This is a genomic window from Acinetobacter sp. TUM15064, from assembly GCF_008980265.1.
In the GTDB taxonomy this organism is placed as follows: domain Bacteria; phylum Pseudomonadota; class Gammaproteobacteria; order Pseudomonadales; family Moraxellaceae; genus Acinetobacter.
Window position 1 is genome coordinate 15926 of sequence record NZ_BKFU01000038.1, and the last position, 19493, is coordinate 35418.

A 19493-nucleotide genomic window follows, 5' to 3' on the forward strand; every position below is an offset into this window, starting at 1 on the left:
TTGAGCGGGGTAGAGCGCGCTTCACTGCGCTGTGTGGTTTTTCCATCGTCATAAAGTCTATAAATTTGGTTTGAGTATAATTCTGAGCTGTGAAAAGATAAACAGAAGATTATGTGTTCTTGATGAACTGTTTGTGAGTAAATGTCTATGCTAAATACACAATCCGTCGTGTTCTATTTTTATATTGCGATGGCCTTGCTTGCCGGTTGGGCAGTGTATCAAGCATGGATCAGTCAAACCAATACGGAGACGATTCATCCGTTTAAAGCCTTTGTGCATTTATTGGCTTTTTATTTGTCTTATTTACTGATTCCTTTATTTTTCTTTAGTTTATACGCAGGTATCCAAGGTTATTACTCATGGCATGAAGCAATTTTTGTCTTTTTAGTGAGTGGCTTATTGTGTTATGCACGTTTTATTGAGCCGCATTTTGTCCATGTTAAAACCATGCAGTATCAAATCCAAGAGGACTATAAATTACTCAAACCTGTTCGTATTGCTTTGGTTGCCGATTTACATATTGGTTTGTTTTCAGGTCATGAACGTCAGTTAAAAACCATTGTTAAACGGCTGAATGAACAAAAGCCTGATTTGGTGGTGATTGCTGGAGACTGGACCTATGAACCTGAAAATACACTGGCGGAAGAGTTAGAGGTACTACGCGAAATTAATGCACCCGTCTATTCGGTCAATGGTAACCATGATGAACAGTATCCAGGTCCCCCGATTCAAAACCTGTTAAGACATGCTTTGAAGGTCAACAATGTCATTGATATAGAGGGGCAGATTGTTGAATTTGATGAGTTTCGCTTAATCGGGGTCGGTGACTTGTGGGCAGGTAAGGCAGATATGCGTTTTATGCCACATTTACCGCAGGACAAGCCATGGGTCATTTTATCGCACAATCCTGACACGGTCGATATGGTGCCTTCTTTACCAACACGTCCTTTAATGTTGTCAGGTCATACGCATGGCGGCCAAGTTGAACTGCCGTGGTTAACGGATTTTGTGATGAAAAAGGTGTCGATCTTGGGGCACAAGAAAGGCCTGTACCGTCATGAACACGCAGATGTGTTTGTTACGGTGGGTACAGGTATGGTGGGTGTACCGTTTCGCTTCCGGGTCCCACCGACCATTGATATCATTGAGCTAATCTAAAGCTCAGCTAGAACCAATAAAAAATAAAGCTTAAAACCAAAATGACCACAGCCAAGATCATCCACAGCTTGTGGTTTTTGGGCTGTAAGGCTTGAATACCTTGTGTTCGGGTTACGTCACTATTATTCACATCTTTATGTTGTGATTTTTGCAGGGTTTGATCTTCTTTGAGAGTTAATTTCGGAGGAGTAAGACGATTTATTGTTAACTCTGCAGTTGAGATATCTTCTGAGTAAAGTTGCTCGTGGTTATACATACTTTTTAGTGCTGCATCATGACGTTTTGTGAGCTCCGTGACGATTTCTTGGGCATCGTCGTATTGAAAAGCCGTGTGTGTTGCGATGTATTGGATGGCTTGAATGATTTTGTTTTCTTCAACTAATACGATGACGTCGAGGAGTTGTTCCTTGGTGAGTTGTTCTATTTTTTCATCCATTTCTGTGTCCTATTCATCAGTATTCACCTTTATTTTTGAAGTTATATGCGCAATTTTAAAGGTGGTTTTTGTAGCGTTTGTTAAAGCATTGGTATAAAAAAACCAGCATCATTGTGCTGGTTTCAAATATCAAACTTAGGGTCAAATTTGATTGTTTACATCATCATTCTTGGTCTCACGGATCATTAAGAATGCACATAAAGACAGAAGTGATGCAGCTGTGAGGTAGTAACCTACAGCATGTAGGCCATAAGTGGTTGCAAGTTTTGTTGCAATTAATGGCGCAAATGAAGCACCAAAGATGCCAGCAAGGTTAAAAGTCAGTGCTGAACCTGTATAGCGAACCGATATTGGAAAAATTTCAGAGAGCACGGTACCAATTGGCCCATAGGTTAAACCCATGATAGATAAACCAATACATAGGAATAAGAATACAACAAAGGTATTGCCTGATTCCAACATGCTAGAAAACACTAAACCAAACAATGCCGCAGCAATACATACAGCAATAGACGTTGTTTTACGACCAAACTTTTCTGCAAATACTGCAGATAAAGGGATGAACGCAGCAAAGCAGAGTGTTGCGACCAATTGAAGTTGTAAGAACTGTTCACGAGTGTAACCCAGTTGTTTGGTGCCCCACTGTAAAGCAAAGACCGTCGTGAGGTAGAACACAACAAAGGTACAGATGGCAGCAATAGTGCCTAAAATCAGCATACCCCAGTGTTTGGTGATTACTTCTTTAAATGGAATATTAACTTCTTTTTGCTTGTCTAAAACTTTCTGGAACGCAGGGGTTTCATGGAGTTGTAAACGAATCCACAGTCCTACAATCACCAGTAGTGCACTTGATATAAATGGAATACGCCAACCCCATGTCATGAATGTTTCTTCAGACATGAAATGACCGAGTGTCAAGAATGAACCCGTTGCCAAGATAAAGCCAATCGGTGCACCTAACTGTGGAAACATACCATACCAAGCACGTTTACCTTCAGGTGCATTTTCTGTGGCAAGCAAGACCGCACCTGACCATTCACCACCTAAGCCGAGGCCTTGACCTAAACGACAGAGTGCAAGCAGTAATGGTGCAACAATTCCAATTTGTGCATAGGTTGGTAGCAAGCCAATACATACGGTTGAAAGCCCCATGGTTAGCAATGCGGCAACTAAGGTGGCTTTTCGACCAATACGATCACCTAAATGTCCAAACAGTGCAGCACCAATCGGGCGTGCAATAAAGGCAATCGCAAAGGTTGCTAATGACTGAATTGTAGCGGTCATCGGGTCGGTACTTGCTGGAAAGAACAAATACGGAAAAATGATGACTGCAGCAGTCGCATAAATATAAAAATCGAAGAATTCGATTGTGGTACCTACGAGACTGGCTGTAAGTACGCGAAATTTTGAGTTTACAGGCTGCTGTTGTTCTGCAACAGCAGTATTTAATGACGCCATGGTAGACCTTACACTTACTAAAAATAATGAGACTTAGTTTTAAAAGCGTAATCTTTTTAAAAAAGGCGTAATTTCTTAAAAAAATACGAAAACCCTGCGGACAAACTACGGGATTAGGGTTGCTAAAAAATGTAGTAGGTGCGGGTTATATCACGTAAAGATAGATAGACAAGAAATGTGATCCTGCACCGATCAATACAAAAATATGCCAGATAGCGTGAGTGTATCTTACCTTTTTTAGCGCATAAAACAATGCACCGATGGTGTAGGAAAGTCCACCAATGATTAAAAAAGTGAGTGCTTGTTTAGATAAAAAGCGTTGCATATCATCCATAACCAACACAGCCATCCATCCCATAAGTAGATAGGCAATCAGTGAGATTTTTTCAAAGCGATGGATGAAAACTAACTTGAATAGTGTACCAATGAGTGCAATCACCCAAAGTGCAATGAGCAGGTAATGTGCTTTTTGTGTGGGTAGTGCGATAGACAAAAATGGGGTATAGGTGCCCGCAATTAGATAATAAATGGCAGTGTGATCTAATTTTTTATACCAGCCTCGACGCTCAGGCGATTCGGCAAAATGATATAAGCTTGATGCGGTGAACAATAAAAATAGACTCAAAGCATAGACCCACAGCCCGATCCATTGCGCTGTTTCTAAGTAAGACCCTTTGATAATCAATAATATTCCTGCTATGAGTGCAAGAGCTGCACCAATAGCATGGCTAATGAAATTGATTCGTTCTTCGACAGGATCGTAGTTTGCAACTGGATGAGCGTTCATAGGCAATCGTGCTTGTTTTTATAAAATATACAACTGTATCGTAATTCAAATTTGCATTTAGCGTAAGACGCTTTAAAATTTAATCGCAATTCTTTTTCTGGTTTCTATTATGACCACTTCGGTGTCTTCCTCTGTACAAGAGCAGCAATTCCTTCAAGCCTTTCAGCAAGCGCTTGAATCTCAATGTTTTGATCGGATGATTTTGAGCCAGTATCAGGGGGAAATGCAACAATTAGAAAAAATGACATTTCGGTTGGTGACTGTGCAAGGTCAGTCAGTATTGAGTTGTTTATATCGTTATAAAACTCAAGATGTCACTAAAAACTATTCCTTAGATCTGGCACTTGAAACGGTGACTGAACTTTTGGCACAGTGTAAACAAGCCAATTTGATGACGACTGAACAAGAGTTTCAACTGAAAAAGAACAAGAAGAAAGCCATGCTGACCCAAAGTAAAAATAAAACGCAGGCTAAAGTAGCAGAGCAGCAAGGACATGATCGAATCAAGCAGCGTTTTGTCGATCAAGACAGTTATTTCTTACAGCCGCTTGGCATTACCGATGCAAAAGCGCACATCATTCCTAGTATGGCGCGTAAGTGGAAACAGATTAATAAATTTGTTGAAATTTTCTCAGGAGCTTTAAGTCATATTCAACTGCCTGAACAACTACGTGTGGTCGATTTTGGCTCTGGAAAAGGCTACTTAACTTTTGCTTTGTATGATTATTTGCTAAAGCAAGATCTGAATCCTTTTGTGACTGGGGTTGAGCTCAACAGCAAGATGGTGGAATTCTGTCAGGAGGTTGCACACAAGTCGGATTTTCAGCAACTTGATTTTTTTCAGGGTGATGTTCGGACGTACCAACCTGAACGTCTCGATGTGATGATTGCGCTGCATGCATGCGATGTCGCGACTGACTTTGCGATCCATACGGGCATTCGTTTAAATGCCGAAATGATCATGTGCGCGCCGTGTTGTCATAAAGAATTACGTCCACAGTTGAAAGCTCCGCTTGTATTACAACCCATGTTGCAATTTGGCATTCATGCAGGTCAGCAAGCTGAAATGCTGACCGATACTATTCGTGCGCTGTTACTTAAAGCCTATGGCTATGAAACCAAAGTGTTTGAGTTTGTGGCACTTGAGCATACCAGTAAGAATAAAATGATTTTGGCAACCAAGCGTAGGGATTATCAAGCGCCCGATGTTGCTGTCTTGGCACAAATTCAAGCCTTGAAAGAGATGTATGGCATTCAAAAGCATTCACTGGAACTGTTGTTGAATGATCAATGGGATCAGCAAGGTGTAGGGTGTAAGTGCTGATTTAGCCGTAGTCGTTGAATCGGACGATACATATTCATGTTGTTTTTAAGGAAAATGAAAATGCTAAGCCTAAACATCGTGCACGGAACATGGGATGAGTTGCAACAGGCTGCGAAAATGATTCGTGAGCAGGTCTTTATTCAAGAGCAAAACATTGCTGCTGAAGATGAGTGGGATGAGCAAGATGAAATCGCCGTTCATTTTGTCGTCTATGAACAAGATCAAGCTATCGCCACGGCAAGGCTATTACAGAATCATAGTATTGGTCGTGTTGCTGTTTTAAAGTCGCATCGAGGTTTGGGTATAGGTAAGGTTTTGATGCAGGCTGTGATCGCATACGCCCAACAGCAACAGCGTCCATTTTTAGTGTTGTCTTCTCAAGTACATGCACAAGCGTTTTATCAGGCTTTGGGTTTTGTACAAGAGGGTGAGGTGTATTTAGACTGTGGTATTCCACATATTGATATGCGTTTATCGTCTATGAAAAAACCCTGATGAATCAGGGCTTTTTCTTTTTAATGTAGATTAGTGACTATGTTCAGAAGACATCTGCGCATGTTCATCGGCACTCATACTATGTTCTTCAGCCGTTGCATGTTCGGTTGTATTTTCAGAAGCAGCTTGATTGCTTGTTTCACGCGCTACTTTATCAGCCTGCGCTTTTGCCATTGACTCTTCAGACATAGCTGGTGCATTTTTAAAAGCATGTTGTTGAGTGTTCTGTTTAGCTTGCTGACTTGGCATATAGTCAGGTTCATTGGTTACTGCAAGGTAGAAGAAACCTAAGAAAAATCCGCTTAAAATGAAAGCAATGATCAGTGCTTTCCAACCCCATGGTGATTTTTCAGGAGAAGTATTGTCAGTCATGTGCAACAGCCCAATTGAATAATAATAAATCTAAAACGATGTAACTTTATAACACAAAAAATGAGTTCCGGCGCGAAAATAATGCACTAAGATAGGTCAAAATTAAAAGATGAATCAGTATTTTAATTGGTTTCTCCAAGAGAATAAAAAAAGGGATCTATGGATCCCTGATTTTTAAGTCAGCATTTTAATGGATTTGCCCAGATGGCAATGATTGAATGAGTAATTGCGGTGCTTTAAAACGCTCACCGTATTTCGCTTCAAGCTGATTGGCACGTTGCAGAGCTTGCTCTAAACCATATTGATTTAAAAACTGGATCGCACCACCTGTCCACGGCGCAAAACCAATCCCAAAGATCGAACCGATATTGGCATCAATTACAGACTCAAGGACATTTTCTTCATAACAACGTAACGTATCTAGCGATTGTACAAACAGGAAACGGTCTATCATTTCTTGTTCAGAAATATCAATCTCTTTTTTCCAATGGCTCAAGCCCTCCCAAAGCTGTTTCTTACCACTTTCAGGATAATCATAAAAACCTGCACCAGCAGCTTTACCCTTACGACCGAATTCATGAATCATGGTTTGAATCACATCATCTGCACCTGAGCGTGGTAAATCTTTACCCTCGGCCTGCAATGCCTTACGCGTTTCATTGGCAACATGTTCAGAAAGAGTCAACGCAACTTCATCTTGAATGGCCAATGGACCAACGGGCATCCCCGCTTTCAACGCAGCCATTTCAATACGAGCTGGGTGTACACCTTCATGCAGTAAACGTAAACCTTCCTGAACAAAAGTACCAAATACGCGACTGGTGAAGAAGCCACGGCTATCATTCACAACAATCGGGGTTTTACCAATTTGCTGTACATAGTCATACGCTTTTGCCAAAGTTTCAGCAGAAGTGTTTTTGCCTTTAATGATTTCAACCAATTGCATTTTATCAACTGGGCTAAAGAAATGTAGGCCAATAAAATTTGCCTGACCTTTCGAAGCTTTTGCCAAACCTGTAATCGGTAATGTCGAGGTATTTGAAGCCATCACACCACCATCCACAAGGAAAGTCTCAGCTTCTTGAGTGACTTTGGCTTTGAGTTCTTGATTTTCAAATACTGCTTCAATCATTAAATCACAGCCTTTTAAATCTTCCGCAGATGCCGTTGCAGTAATCAAGCTTAAAACCTGATCACGCTTTTCAGCCGTCATACGTCCTTGTGATACTTTTTTATCTAGCAGTTTTTGGCTATAGGCTTTCCCTTTTTCTGCATTTTCAATAGAGGTATCTTTCAATACCACAGCAACACCTTTAATTGCTGTTGAATAAGCGATCCCTGCGCCCATCATCCCTGCACCAAGCACACCCACTTTGGTCGCTTGCCATTTTGCAACATCTTTAGGACGATTCGCACCTGCTTTAATTGCATTTAATCCATGCCAAAAAGTGCCGATCATATTTTTTGAAATTTGACCTGTCGCAAGATAAGTAAAATAACGAGATTCAATGGTCAGAGCTGTATCCACATCCACCTGTGCACCTTCAACCGCAGCCGCCATGATGGCTTCAGGCGCTGGATAGCATCCTTTGGTTTTATCACGTAGCATTGCTGGGGCAATCGCCAGCATTTGCGCAACCGCAGGTGTTTTAGGATCACCACCCGGAATTTTATAACCTTTCACATCAAACGGCTGTTGTGATGCTTTTGTGGATGGGGGATGTGCTTTCACCCAAGCAATCGCTTTATCCATCAATTCTTCAGGTGTTTCCGCCGTGTCTTGGATTAAACCTAGAGATTTCGCTTTATCCACACCAAGCTGCTTACCTTCCATTAAAAAAGGAAAAGCATTTTGTAAACCTAAAAGGCGTACCATACGCACGATACCACCACCACCCGGCAGTAGACCTAGAGTCACTTCTGGCAAACCAAATTTTGTTTTAGGATCATTCAATGCGATACGTGCATGACAACCTAAAGCAATTTCCCAACCGCCCCCCAAAGCCGTACCATTCAATGCTGCTACAACAGGTACACCTAAAGTTTCGATATAACGAAACTCGGTTTTCATTTTCTGAACCATTTCAAAAAATGGTGTGGCATCTTCAGGTCGTGCTTGAATCAATTCATCTAAATCACCGCCTGCAAAGAAGGTTTTCTTCGCTGAACGGAAAATAATCCCAGTAATTGACGTTTCAGATTTCAGTTTAGAAACAATATTTTCTAAAGCGACACGGAAATCTGCATTCATGGTATTTGCTGATTGATTCGGGGAATCTAAAGTCAGAATAATAATGCCATCGTCATTTTTTAAATATTGAATTGCACTCATAAAATTTTTATCCAAATGATTTTTTGAATTTGAAATGTATGTGTCTGCGTAGTTGTATAATTTTGTAGCATCACAGAGTCATTCCAAATTTATTTTAATTTCGGGTTTAACCTTCGGTTCGACCTACCTTGCGAAACGTTGTTTCTCATTCGGCAAAAGTAGGCAAAACCATTGTCATACGCAAAACCTGAGGTACGGCAAAGATTAATAATCTTTGCCGTACCGCAAGGCGAAAGCTATGCTTGAGCATGAACTACGCACTTTGTTTGTCTTGCGCTACACCAAAGCTTTAGCCGCTTTGGCTTGCTCAGGTTGCGTATGACTTATTTGTGTATCAAATGCTCAATAAAGTTTAGGTGGTTATACCAACTCAATAATGGTCGCAATACCCATGCCACCACCCACACATAATGTTGCCAAACCACGCTTTTTACCTTGACGCTCTAATTCATCCAGTAAGGTTCCGAGAATCATTGCACCCGTCGCACCCAATGGATGCCCCATCGCAATTGCGCCACCATTTACATTGACTTTATCGCTTGGCACTTTTAATTCCGTCATAAAACGCATCACCACAGATGCAAAAGCTTCATTGACTTCAAAGAGATCAATATCGTCAATCGTTAAGCCTGCTTTTGCCAATGCTTTACGAGCAGCAGGTGCAGGCCCAGTCAGCATAATGGTTGGATCCGAACCGACTAATGCTGTCGCCAAGACTTTGGCACGTGGTTTTAAACCTTGTTCTTTGACCGCTTTCTCAGAAGCAAGTAGTACAAGTGCAGCCCCATCGACAATACCTGATGAGTTTCCTGCGTGATGCACATGGTTAATTTTTTGCGCTTCTGGATATTGTTGTAATGCAATCGCATCAAACCCCATTGCCCCCATCATTTCAAAACTTGGATTGAGCTTTGCTAAACCTTCTGCTGTTGTGGTTGGTTTAATAAATTCATCTTGATCTAAAATGATTACGCCTGCTTTATCTTTGATGGCGATGACTGATTGATTAAAATAACCTGCAGCTTGCGCCGCCGCCGCTTTACGCTGAGAATTTGCTGCAAAACCATCAACATCTGAGCGCGTATAACCATCCAATGTTGCAATTAAATCAGCACCAATCCCTTGCGGAACAAAATGTGATTTTAAATTGGTTTCAGGGTCTAATGCCCATGGCCCACCATCGGAACCCATTGGGATACGTGACATCGACTCTACGCCACCAGCAACAACCACATCCTCCCAACCTGAACGTACTTTTTGAGCCGCCATATTGACTGCTTCTAAACCTGACGCACAAAAGCGATTGATTTGTACACCCGCAACATCATTGTCCCAACCTGCTGCAATTGCCGCAGTTTTCGCAATATCACCGCCTTGATCAGCTATTGGTGTGACACAACCCAAGACTATGTCATCGACTTTAGACGTATCTAAATGATGACGATCTTTGAGTTCATTCAATAATGTGGTCAGCAATGTAATAGGTTTCACTTCATAAAGTGAACCATCTTTCTTTCCCTTTCCGCGTGGTGTGCGAATGGCATCAATGATATAAGCCTCGCTCATAGCTGTTCCTTTTATCACTTTTAAGTTGTTATGTCCTTGAGTGTACAAATTAATCGCCGTGATGCAATGACTAGAACGGGTCAGGCTAGATGAAGATTTTTGCCAATAGCCTGAGTTTAGGGCATAAAAAAACCCAAGATCGAAATCTTGGGTTTAGCAATGTGCCGAACCGTCGTCAAACTAAAAAATTAGTGATAACCGTGTAGTTGGCGATATAAACCAGGTGTGACGCCTGTCCATTTTTTAAAGGCACGGTGGAAGGTGCTGGTTTCACTAAAGCCCACTTGTTGTGCCACATCTTCCAACGTCAAACCCGGATTTAACAGCAGGTGAATCGCGGCATCACGACGTAATGCATCTTTCACGCCTTGGTAACTTTTACCTTCAGCCGCTAAGCGACGACGCAACGTTTGAGGAGATAAATACAACATGGAAGCCACATCGTTCAGCGTTGGCATTTCCTCACCAATTTGACTTTTCAACACATCACGAATACGTGAAGTGAGGGAGTTGGTGTTTTTAAATTTCACTAACAACTGTGCAGGAGCGGCTTTTAAGAACTCTTCTAACGTTTCTTCATTCTGACGAATTGGTAAGTCCAAATAATCTGCGGCAAAAGTGATTTCTGTACGCGGCATATCGAACTGCATCACAGGTGCGAAGAATAAGGCATCATATTCATCTGCATGTGCAGGACGTTCATAGCCAAAATGTACACGTTCAAGTGGTAAACGACGTTCAATCAACCAAGAAGCAAGACCATGCCAAATCATCAACATACTTTCAGTGATAAAGTGATCTGGGTCCATTGATTTTGGAATCTGAGGAACGAGACGTGCTTCGTGCTTGTCGCGCTCTAATGTCACCGACCATTCATCACCAAAGAGCTTATAAAACTGTGAAGACAGTTCTAAAGCATCCCCTAAGGTCTTGGCATGAATAATCAACTGGCACATGATGGCAAATGTACCTAGACGACGTGGTTGTTTGTCAAAACCAACATGTTCGTCTTGGGTCACCATCCATAACATTTTAACGAAGCGAGTATATTGTTCTGGAGAAATACGGGCTTTAGGCTGACGCAGCAGTTCTGCCTCAATGCCAACGTGAGAAAGTAATGTTTCGACATCCATGCCGAGACGTTTTACGCCAGTTAAAGCCGCATTGACGAAATGGATACTAATGGTATCACGGCTCATATTTAATCCTTCAGTCTCTTTTATATTCACTTGCGTTTGACCTAAATGACGCTAAAAAAATAAGTTTAGGCAATTTACACTAAAGTTTTTTGCCTTTTTACATGTTAAATTGCCGAAATGATCAAGGTAAATGGCTGAACATGACATTGTTTTGTTGCTTTTATATTTCTAAAATAGCTAAAAAATCAACATAAAAAGAGTAAAAAGTAGCATGGATATGGCATTGAAAGGATTGAAAGTTCTCGATTTTTCTACACTTTTACCGGGACCGTTTGCAACAATGTATTTGGCAGACTTAGGTGCAGAAGTGATCCACATCGAGTCTCCAACTCGACCTGATCTGATCCGTTTAATGCCACCTTATGCCAATGGACAGGCCACAGCACACAGTTATCTCAACCGAAATAAGCATTCTGTAGCACTGGATTTAAAAGATCCTGCCAATATTGAACTGATCAAGTCGAAAATTTCAGACTATGACATTGTGATTGAGCAATTCCGCCCGGGGGTAATGCAAAGACTGGGACTTGACTATCAAACTTTATCTGAAATTAATCCGCGCTTGATCTATTGTTCCATTACGGGTTATGGGCAAACAGGTTTATATCAAAATAAAGCAGGGCACGATATCAACTATGTGGCTTTGTCTGGGATCGCAGGACATAGCGGTCGACAGCATAGTGGTCCTCCTCCTTTGGGAATTCAAATTGCGGATATTGCAGGCGGGTCATTACATAGCGTGATAGGAATACTCGCAGCTGTGATCGAAAGGCAGCGTAGTGGCATAGGGCAGTATATTGATATCTCTATGACTGACTGTGTGGTGGGGCTCAGTAGCATGGCTGCAGCGGCGAGCTTAGCAGGACAGGAAAAGCAAGGGCCGGAGCAAAGCTATCTCAATGGTGCGACTTTTTATGACTATTATGAAACGCAAGATGGCCGCTATTTGTCGATTGGGAGTTTAGAGCCACAGTTTTTACACGGACTGGCAGAAATTTTAGAGTTGCCGATTGTGGCTGAAAAAGGCGCCTCACTGGCAACTGACGACCGTCAGGTGGTGAAACAAGCGATAAAAGCCAAGATTAAAACCCAAGATTTTGCTGTATGGAACGCAATTTTTCAGTCACGGGATGTCTGTGTTGAGCCTGTATTGAAGCTGGATGAAGCACTCGATTCGCAACTGGCAAGAGACCGAAAATGGATTGTTGCTGTGCCTTTAGAAGAGGGGAGTACAAAAAGCGAACAACAATTAGCTTGTCCAATCAAGTTTTCACGTTCAAAAATAAGGTATGAATTTATAGGGAAATCTTTGGGTTTTGACTCTTTGTAAATATCATATAGCGATAATTTAACCAGTTTTAAAACAATAATCTAACAAAAACAATGGGTCTTTATACAAATAGCAAGTATCATATCAATTGGTTGTAAAATTGTAAGAAAGGTCACCAATTATGAATAAATGTAATAGAAGTTGGTGTTTAACGGTGAGTTTATTAACACTCAGCTGTTGCCTGCAAACTGTATATGCTGCAAATGCATTCGAGGTACAAAGCCCTTGGATGCTCGGTGATTGGAATGGTCAACGCACCGCATTGCAAGAAAAAGGCTACGATTTTAGCTTTGGTTATACGGGTGAGATGGCAACTTTACTCGATGCTTCACGTTCTTCAAATCATGGTACTGAATATGCAGACCAGTTTGCATTTGGTACGCACTTCGATTTAGACAAAATTTTGGGTTGGCAGGATACTGAGGCTCAAATCACCATTACTGAGCGTAATGGACGTTCACTTTCTCAAACTTCCGATGCTTTAGATGGACATTTAAGTTCTACTCAAGAAGTGTGGGGACGTGGACAAACGTGGCGTTTAACGGATTTGTGGATTAAGAAAAAGTTCATGGATCAAAAGTTGGACATCAAAGTCGGTCGTTTTGGTGAAGGTGAAGACTTCAACAGTTTCGATTGTGATTTCCAGAATCTTGCACTGTGTGGCTCTCAAGTTGGTAACTGGGTCGGTGACCAATGGTACAACTGGCCTGTCAGTCAGTGGGCTGCGCGGGTTAAATACAATATCCGTCCTGAGCTATATGCACAAGTTGGGGTATATGAATATAACCCTGAAAACTTAGAGCGTGGCAAAGGCTGGAACTTAAGTACTGATGGTTCGCATGGCGCGATTCTTCCTGCTGAAGTAGTGTGGTCTCCTCAGTTAGGAACTGAAAAATTACCCGGTGAATATCGTGCGGGTTATTACTACAGTTCGGCAGACGCCACAAATATTCAAAACCCGCAGCAAACTTCACATAAACAAGGGGGCTGGGTGGTTGCCAAGCAACAACTCACAGCACATCACGATGATGCTACACGTGGTTTAACAGGCTTTGTAAATCTCACGCTACATGACTCAGACACCAATACGGTTCGCGACATGCAGAACATAGGTTTGGTCTATAAAGGCGCTTTTGATGCACGTCCACAAGATGAAATTGCGATTGGCTTGGGGCGTATTAGCATCAATGATGACGTGAATGAGGCGAATATTGCCAATAACAGCGTTGATGCCCGTGGCTTACAAAGTGAAGAATATGATGCCGAGATTTACTACGGTATTCATGCAGCCAACTGGTTAACCATTCGTCCCAATATCCAATATATTCGCCATGTGGGCGCATATAAAAATGGTGAAAATGCATGGGTCGGCGGAATTAAATTCCAGACTGCATTTTAGTTTCTAGATCTATAAGTATTTGTTCAACAAGGTTGATAAATACGTTTATGGTTATTCAAAGCATAAAACTGTTTGAAATAAGTCGTTTGGACAGATACTTAAAATCTAAAAACTGTCTAGGTGCTTATATCAATGTTGAAATGATATGAGCTTTTAACAGAATCTAAGAAAAAGGTGGTCAATATGAGTACTCCGTCTTCAGGTTCAGGACTTAAAACTTTTACAGCTGTGATTGCTGTGATCTTTGGTTTAGTCCTGCTGATAGGAGGGATTTATCTTGCAGTGCTTGGTGGGTCTTGGTACTACATCATTGCAGGGTTACTCTTCATCGCGACTGCAGTGCTACTGCAAAAATTAAAAAGTACGGCATTAATCGTTTATGCCTTGTTGGTCTTGGGTACAGTGGTGTGGGGCCTATGGGAAGTGGGTTCTGACTTCTTTGCCTTGGCACCACGTCTAGATATCCTTGGTTTATTTGGATTATGGTTACTCATTCCTGCGGTCACACGTGGCTTTGACAACGCTAAAGGTGCAAAAATTGCTTTAACAGGTTCATTGGCAATTACCATTGCAGTGATGATCTATGCTGTATTTAATGATCCTCAAGAAATTCGAGGTGAACTGAGCAGCAAGCAACCTGCAACCGCACAGTCCATTCCGGGTGTTGCGGATGGCGACTGGCCTGCTTATGGCCGTACTCAGTCTGGTTTGCGTTATTCTCCTTTAACGCAAATTAATTCTGAGAATGTTAAAGATTTAAAAGTGGCTTGGACCTATAACACAGGTGACTTTAAAACAGAAAATGACTCTGGTGAAACCACCAATCAAGTCACCCCAATTAAAGTTGGGGACAATATGTATATCTGTACCACGCACCAAAAACTGGTTGCCCTCGACCCAGCTACAGGTAAGGCGAAATGGACTTTTGATCCGAAGTTGAAATCGGACAATACTTTCCAACATTTAACCTGTCGTGGCGTGTCTTATTATGATGCGAACAATACAGTTGGTTTTGAAGCCAGCTTGCAACATAAAAAGTCATCGTCTGAGTTGTGCCCACGTAAAGTGATCTTGCCAGTGAATGATGGTCGTTTGGTTGCCATCAATGCTGATACTGGTGAGCGTTGTACGGACTTTGGTAAAAATGGTGAAGTCGACTTACAAAAAGATATGCCATTCCCTTATCCGGGCGGTTATATCCCAACTTCACCACCTGTGGTCACAGGCACGACGATTATTATTGCGGGTTCAACCACAGATAACTATTCAACTGAAGAACCTTCAGGTGTGATTCGTGGTTATGATGTGAATACGGGTGCATTGTTGTGGGTGTTTGATACAGGTGCCGAAGATCCGAACGCGATTCCAGCTCCGGGTCAAAAGTATGTTCAAAACTCACCGAATGCATGGGCACCATTAGCCTATGATGCAGCCTTGGATATCGTTTACATTCCAACGGGTGTGGGTACGCCAGATATTTGGGGCGGTAACCGTACCGAATTACATGAGCGTTATGCCAACTCAATGCTGGCACTGAATGCCTCAACAGGTAAGTTGGTGTGGAATTTCCAAACTACGCATCATGATTTGTGGGATATGGATGTACCATCACAGCCGACATTGACGGACATTAAAGACAAGTCAGGCAAAATGGTTCCTGCCATTTACGTGTTAACGAAAACAGGTAATGCCTTTGTTCTAGACCGTCGTACTGGTGCAGCCATTGTTCCAATTACGGAAAAACCTGTACCACAAACAGTGAAACGTGGGCCACAAACCAAAGGTGAGCGTTATTCTGCGACACAACCTTTCTCTGACTTTGATCTTGCGCCAAAAGAGAAATTGACAGATAAGCAAATGTGGGGCGCAACCATGTTTGACCAGTTGATGTGCCGTGTGTCTTTCCACAAACTGAACTATGACGGTATTTATACCCCACCTTCAGAAAACGGAACTTTGGTTTTCCCGGGCAACTTGGGTGTATTCGAATGGGGTGGTATGTCTGTTAACCCTGACCGCCAAATCGCGGTGATGAACCCAATCGGTTTGCCGTTTGTGTCTAAGCTTATTCCAGCCGATCCAAACCGTCCGAAAACAGCCAAAGGTGCAGGCACTGAAGCGGGTGTGCAACCGATGTATGGTGTGCCTTATGGTGTTGAAATCAGTGCGTTCTTGTCTCCATTTGGCTTGCCATGTAAACAGCCTGCTTGGGGCTTTGTGGCAGGTGTGGATTTAAATACTCATGAAGTTGCATGGAAACGTCGTATTGGTACGATCCGCGACAGCTTACCGGGGATTCAATTGCCACCATTTAAAATGGGGGTGCCTATGCTTGGTGGTTCAATCTCAACTGCGGGTAATGTGATGTTTGTCGGTGGTACGCAGGATAATTATATCCGTGCCATCAACGTGACCAATGGTGATGAACTGTGGAAAGGTCGTCTACCAGCGGGTGGTCAAGCTACACCAATGACCTATGAAGCCAATGGTAAACAGTATGTGGTCATTATGGCAGGTGGTCATGGTTCATTTGGCACCAAGATGGGAGATGCTTTGGTGGCGTATGCCTTACCAGATGCAAAATAATTTGCTGTAGTCATTTAAACTTTCAAATAGCCTGATTCGTCAGGCTATTTTTATGTGCAGTCAGTTTAAAAGGGTAAAGTGAGAACGAGGAAGCAATAGAAAAATTGAGATCTGCCCAGAAAGTCGGGTTTAAAATTTATGCGGTAGCAATGCATTGGTTTGTGTGTATATGATAGCCTGAATGAGGTTAGCTGAATAATGTATAAGTATCTAATAAAAAATACTTTAATCAGAAAAAACCTTTAGGATTAGGGACAAACAGCACATCTACTTATCCTTATCAATAAAACAGCTATGAAATATGTAAAAAACGCATTTTGTTGATAGTTTAAATCTCGTTATGCTGTCAGCCGTTATAATGAAACTACTAGCTGTACGCCATGTATTTATATACTGATTTCGATCAGCAACTGATCAATGAACGTGTTGCACAGTTCCGTGACCAAACGGAACGTTATTTAGCTGGAAAACTCACTGAAGATGAGTACCGCCCATTACGTCTTCAAAATGGTCTCTATGTACAACGCTATGCGCCAATGTTACGTATTGCTGTGCCTTATGGCTTAATGAACTCAACGCAATTGCGCAAAGTTGCAGAACTTGCAACTGAGTTTGACCGTGGTTATGCGCACGTTTCAACCCGTCAGAATATTCAGTTTAACTGGCCTGCGCTAGAAAATGTTCCAGACATGCTTCAAGAGCTTGCTTCGGTACAAATGCATGCGATCCAAACTTCAGGTAACTGTATTCGTAACACGACTACAGATCAATATGCAGGTGTGGTTGCAGGTGAAGTGGCTGACCCACGTCCAACGTGTGAATTGATCCGTCAATGGTCAACCTTCCACCCAGAATTTGCTTTCTTACCACGTAAGTTCAAGATTGCTGTATCAGCACTTGAAGAAACCGATCGTGCAGCGACCTCATTCCATGATATTGGGGTGTATATCGTTAAAAATGAAGCGGGTGAGATCGGCTATAAAATTAAAGTCGGTGGTGGCTTAGGTCGTACCCCTGTAATTGGTAGTTTCATTCGTGATTTCTTGCCACGTGAAGACCTGATTGCTTATTTAGAAGCCGTACTACGTGTTTATAACTTACACGGTCGCCGTGATAACAAATACAAAGCACGTATTAAAATTTTAGTGAAAGCGTTAACTCCTCAAGTCTTTGCTGAAAAAGTCGAAGCTGAGTTTGCGCATACCATTAAAACTTTAAAGATTCAGCCTGAAATTTTGCAGAAATTAGACGAAGAATTTATACCGTTTGATTATCAAGATTATGCAGATGAAGATTTTTCTGAACAGTTTGCTACGCATCCAAAATTCAAACAGTGGTTCAATATCAATACCAATGCTCACAAAGTGAAGGGCTACCGTATTGTAACGATTTCGTTGAAGCGTACAGGTATTGCACCGGGTGACGTGACCACGGAAGAAATGAATTTGATTGCAGATCTTGCAGACAAATACACCTTTGGTGAATTGCGGACCACGCATGAGCAAAATATTTCTTTGGTCGATGTGCCTCAGAAAGATTTGTTTGAGCTTTGGACTATTCTTGAGAAAAACAATCTAGCACGTGCGCACATTGGTTTCTTAACAGATATTATCTGCTGCCCAGGCGGTGACTTCTGTTCATTGGCAAATGCAAAATCAATTCCTATTTCTGAAGCGATTTCACGTCGTTTTGATGACTTAGATACCATTTATAACCTCGGCAAACTGGATCTGAATATTTCAGGTTGTATGAATGCATGTGGTCATCACCATGTGGGCAACATTGGTATTTTAGGTGTAGACAAAAAAGGTGCTGAGTTCTACCAAATCACTTTGGGTGGTAATGCAGACCATGATGCTTCGATTGGCGATATCTTAGGCCCATCATTTGCAGCTGAAGTGGTACCAGACATCGTTGAAGAAATTTTAAATACCTATCTTGACCTTCGAAATGAGGGTGAAGAATTCATTGAAACTTATCGCCGTGTGGGCATCCAACCCTTTAAGGAGCGTGCATATGCTTAATACAGCACTACAAGTCCTCTCTAAAGATGGCACGATTGCCGACAACACTTACCAAGTGATTGGTGAAGATGGTGTTTTACCACAAGGTGATGTGGTTTTAACGGTTGAGCAGTTAGATCAATTGGCTCAAGTTTCGGGTAAAAAAGCACTACTGGTGACAGTCGATGCTTCACCTGAAACGCATGAGTTCCCTTTAGATCAGCTAGATGCCATATTTATTGATTTTGCTGGTTTTAACGATGGTCGTGGCTATTCATTTGCAGCGCTATTACGCCGTCAAGGTTTCCAAGGCGAACTACGCGCAACAGGTGATGTGTTTAAAGATGTCTTGAACTACATGAAACGTTCAGGCTTTGATACCTTTGTTGTTAAAGAAGGCAAAGACATTCTTGAAGCAGCAGCGGGTTTAAATGATTTTAGAAATCCGTATCAAGCATCAACAGCCGTTGCTCAAGCCAGTTATCAAACAGGCGCTTAAATTTTTAGGCAAGCATTGAAAAGCTGGACTTTAGTCCAGCTTTTTTGTATTTATACGCAGCATTTTTGATGAACAAATTGAAGAAAAAAAGCAGGAAAATTTGACATGATGGCACTCTTTGCAAAGATTAATCCTGGTGTTATTTGGCTACTCATCGCTATTGCTACAGATGTGCTTTCGACTTTTTACTCTGCAAAAGGCAATGGCTTGGTCAATAAATTGGATCAAGGCATTGCGCTAGTGCTGTACATGATTTCTTTTGCATGCGCTGCCTATGCTTTAAAATTTATGCAAGCAGGCATTTTATATGTGCTGTGGTCTGGTATTGGTGTCATCGCCACAGCACTACTGGCCAAGACATTTTTAGGACAAAATATAGATCTGGCAGGATGGGTTGGTATCGGTTTTATTACCGTGGGGCTCACTATTATTGCGCAATTCTCAAATATTGATGTCTGATAATCGACAGTGAATGACAGCTATTTCATAATTTGTTATAAAAATAAAATTCTTTCATTAAAAAATAAAATGTTAAACTTTTTAAAAAAG

Annotated in this window: 16 protein-coding genes; 9 read left to right on the forward strand and 7 right to left on the reverse strand. The window is 41.8% G+C overall.

Going from position 1 to position 19493, the window contains the following annotated elements:
- Positions 1 to 147: 147 nt before the first annotated feature.
- A complete protein-coding gene (locus GBI16_RS11825; RefSeq protein WP_086208850.1) occupies positions 148 to 1158 on the forward strand; it encodes a metallophosphoesterase in 1011 nt (336 codons plus the stop codon).
- Between the two features lie 7 nt (positions 1159 to 1165).
- On the opposite strand, the gene GBI16_RS11830 is transcribed toward GBI16_RS11825, so the two are convergent.
- The 3 genes from GBI16_RS11830 to GBI16_RS11840 all read right to left on the reverse strand — a co-directional run bounded on the left by GBI16_RS11830 (position 1166) and on the right by GBI16_RS11840 (position 3839).
- The gene (locus GBI16_RS11830) at positions 1166 to 1594 is read right to left on the reverse strand and encodes a hypothetical protein (protein WP_151707134.1); all 429 of its coding nucleotides are present in this window, start codon (positions 1592 to 1594) and stop codon (positions 1166 to 1168) included.
- Between the two features lie 141 nt (positions 1595 to 1735).
- Positions 1736 to 3052 (reverse strand): MFS transporter, encoded by a 1317-nt coding sequence (locus GBI16_RS11835; protein ID WP_110973896.1) that lies wholly within the window; start codon positions 3050 to 3052, stop codon positions 1736 to 1738.
- 145 nt (positions 3053 to 3197) lie between these two features.
- Positions 3198 to 3839, reverse strand: a complete 642-nt coding sequence (locus GBI16_RS11840) for a hemolysin III family protein (protein WP_151707135.1) — start codon at positions 3837 to 3839, stop codon at positions 3198 to 3200.
- 109 nt (positions 3840 to 3948) lie between these two features.
- Here GBI16_RS11840 and GBI16_RS11845 point away from each other — a divergent pair, with 109 nt between their 5' ends.
- Positions 3949 to 5163, forward strand: coding sequence for an SAM-dependent methyltransferase (locus GBI16_RS11845; protein ID WP_151707136.1), 1215 nt, complete (start codon positions 3949 to 3951; stop codon positions 5161 to 5163).
- A 60-nt stretch (positions 5164 to 5223) separates the two neighbouring features.
- The gene (locus GBI16_RS11850) at positions 5224 to 5658 is read left to right on the forward strand and encodes a GNAT family N-acetyltransferase (protein WP_151707137.1); all 435 of its coding nucleotides are present in this window, start codon (positions 5224 to 5226) and stop codon (positions 5656 to 5658) included.
- A gap of 30 nt (positions 5659 to 5688) precedes the next feature.
- Here the strand turns inward: GBI16_RS11850 and GBI16_RS11855 are convergent, their stop codons facing one another.
- The 4 genes from GBI16_RS11855 to GBI16_RS11870 form a co-directional block, all read right to left on the reverse strand.
- Positions 5689 to 6030 carry a hypothetical protein gene (locus GBI16_RS11855; RefSeq protein WP_114837568.1) on the reverse strand — a complete coding sequence of 114 codons (342 nt, stop codon included), beginning with the start codon at positions 6028 to 6030 and terminating at the stop codon, positions 5689 to 5691.
- Positions 6031 to 6217: 187 nt separating this feature from the next.
- Entirely contained in the window at positions 6218 to 8362 is a 2145-nt protein-coding gene (locus GBI16_RS11860) for a 3-hydroxyacyl-CoA dehydrogenase NAD-binding domain-containing protein (protein ID WP_151707138.1), read from the reverse strand.
- 360 nt (positions 8363 to 8722) lie between these two features.
- The gene (locus GBI16_RS11865; protein ID WP_151707139.1) at positions 8723 to 9928 is read right to left on the reverse strand and encodes an acetyl-CoA C-acetyltransferase; all 1206 of its coding nucleotides are present in this window, start codon (positions 9926 to 9928) and stop codon (positions 8723 to 8725) included.
- Between the two features lie 188 nt (positions 9929 to 10116).
- The gene (locus GBI16_RS11870; protein ID WP_086208841.1) at positions 10117 to 11127 is read right to left on the reverse strand and encodes an AraC family transcriptional regulator; all 1011 of its coding nucleotides are present in this window, start codon (positions 11125 to 11127) and stop codon (positions 10117 to 10119) included.
- Between the two features lie 211 nt (positions 11128 to 11338).
- On the opposite strand from GBI16_RS11870, the gene GBI16_RS11875 reads away from it, so the two are divergent.
- From GBI16_RS11875 to GBI16_RS11900, 6 genes are all read left to right on the forward strand, one after another.
- Positions 11339 to 12457 carry a CaiB/BaiF CoA-transferase family protein gene (locus tag GBI16_RS11875; protein ID WP_086208840.1) on the forward strand — a complete coding sequence of 373 codons (1119 nt, stop codon included), beginning with the start codon at positions 11339 to 11341 and terminating at the stop codon, positions 12455 to 12457.
- Positions 12458 to 12578: 121 nt separating this feature from the next.
- A complete protein-coding gene (locus GBI16_RS11880; protein ID WP_119063707.1) occupies positions 12579 to 13856 on the forward strand; it encodes a carbohydrate porin in 1278 nt (425 codons plus the stop codon).
- Positions 13857 to 14039: 183 nt separating this feature from the next.
- On the forward strand, positions 14040 to 16442 hold the full coding sequence (locus GBI16_RS11885; RefSeq protein WP_151707140.1) for a glucose/quinate/shikimate family membrane-bound PQQ-dependent dehydrogenase: 2403 nt from the start codon (positions 14040 to 14042) through the stop codon (positions 16440 to 16442).
- Positions 16443 to 16822: 380 nt separating this feature from the next.
- Positions 16823 to 18466, forward strand: a complete 1644-nt coding sequence (locus tag GBI16_RS11890; protein ID WP_086208837.1) for a nitrite/sulfite reductase — start codon at positions 16823 to 16825, stop codon at positions 18464 to 18466.
- Positions 18459 to 18944: a DUF934 domain-containing protein gene (locus GBI16_RS11895; protein ID WP_086208836.1), complete on the forward strand. Its 486-nt coding sequence runs from the start codon at positions 18459 to 18461 to the stop codon at positions 18942 to 18944. The genes GBI16_RS11890 and GBI16_RS11895 overlap by 8 nt, the downstream gene beginning before the upstream one ends.
- Before the next feature lie 105 nt (positions 18945 to 19049).
- Positions 19050 to 19403 carry a multidrug efflux SMR transporter gene (locus GBI16_RS11900; RefSeq protein WP_151707141.1) on the forward strand — a complete coding sequence of 118 codons (354 nt, stop codon included), beginning with the start codon at positions 19050 to 19052 and terminating at the stop codon, positions 19401 to 19403.
- Positions 19404 to 19493: the final 90 nt, after the last annotated feature.

Excerpts from the sequence above, each read along its gene's own strand:
- GBI16_RS11825 (WP_086208850.1), top strand. The coding sequence starts at position 148 with ATGCTAAATACACAATCCGTCGTGTTCTATTTTTATATTGCGATGGCC.
- GBI16_RS11830 (WP_151707134.1), bottom strand. The coding sequence starts at position 1,594 with ATGGATGAAAAAATAGAACAACTCACCAAGGAACAACTCCTCGACGTC.
- GBI16_RS11835 (WP_110973896.1), bottom strand. The coding sequence starts at position 3,052 with ATGGCGTCATTAAATACTGCTGTTGCAGAACAACAGCAGCCTGTAAAC.
- GBI16_RS11840 (WP_151707135.1), bottom strand. The coding sequence starts at position 3,839 with ATGAACGCTCATCCAGTTGCAAACTACGATCCTGTCGAAGAACGAATC.
- GBI16_RS11845 (WP_151707136.1), top strand. The coding sequence starts at position 3,949 with ATGACCACTTCGGTGTCTTCCTCTGTACAAGAGCAGCAATTCCTTCAA.
- GBI16_RS11850 (WP_151707137.1), top strand. The coding sequence starts at position 5,224 with ATGCTAAGCCTAAACATCGTGCACGGAACATGGGATGAGTTGCAACAG.
- GBI16_RS11855 (WP_114837568.1), bottom strand. The coding sequence starts at position 6,030 with ATGACTGACAATACTTCTCCTGAAAAATCACCATGGGGTTGGAAAGCA.
- GBI16_RS11860 (WP_151707138.1), bottom strand. The coding sequence starts at position 8,362 with ATGAGTGCAATTCAATATTTAAAAAATGACGATGGCATTATTATTCTG.
- GBI16_RS11865 (WP_151707139.1), bottom strand. The coding sequence starts at position 9,928 with ATGAGCGAGGCTTATATCATTGATGCCATTCGCACACCACGCGGAAAG.
- GBI16_RS11870 (WP_086208841.1), bottom strand. The coding sequence starts at position 11,127 with ATGAGCCGTGATACCATTAGTATCCATTTCGTCAATGCGGCTTTAACT.
- GBI16_RS11875 (WP_086208840.1), top strand. The coding sequence starts at position 11,339 with ATGGATATGGCATTGAAAGGATTGAAAGTTCTCGATTTTTCTACACTT.
- GBI16_RS11880 (WP_119063707.1), top strand. The coding sequence starts at position 12,579 with ATGAATAAATGTAATAGAAGTTGGTGTTTAACGGTGAGTTTATTAACA.
- GBI16_RS11885 (WP_151707140.1), top strand. The coding sequence starts at position 14,040 with ATGAGTACTCCGTCTTCAGGTTCAGGACTTAAAACTTTTACAGCTGTG.
- GBI16_RS11890 (WP_086208837.1), top strand. The coding sequence starts at position 16,823 with ATGTATTTATATACTGATTTCGATCAGCAACTGATCAATGAACGTGTT.
- GBI16_RS11895 (WP_086208836.1), top strand. The coding sequence starts at position 18,459 with ATGCTTAATACAGCACTACAAGTCCTCTCTAAAGATGGCACGATTGCC.
- GBI16_RS11900 (WP_151707141.1), top strand. The coding sequence starts at position 19,050 with ATGATGGCACTCTTTGCAAAGATTAATCCTGGTGTTATTTGGCTACTC.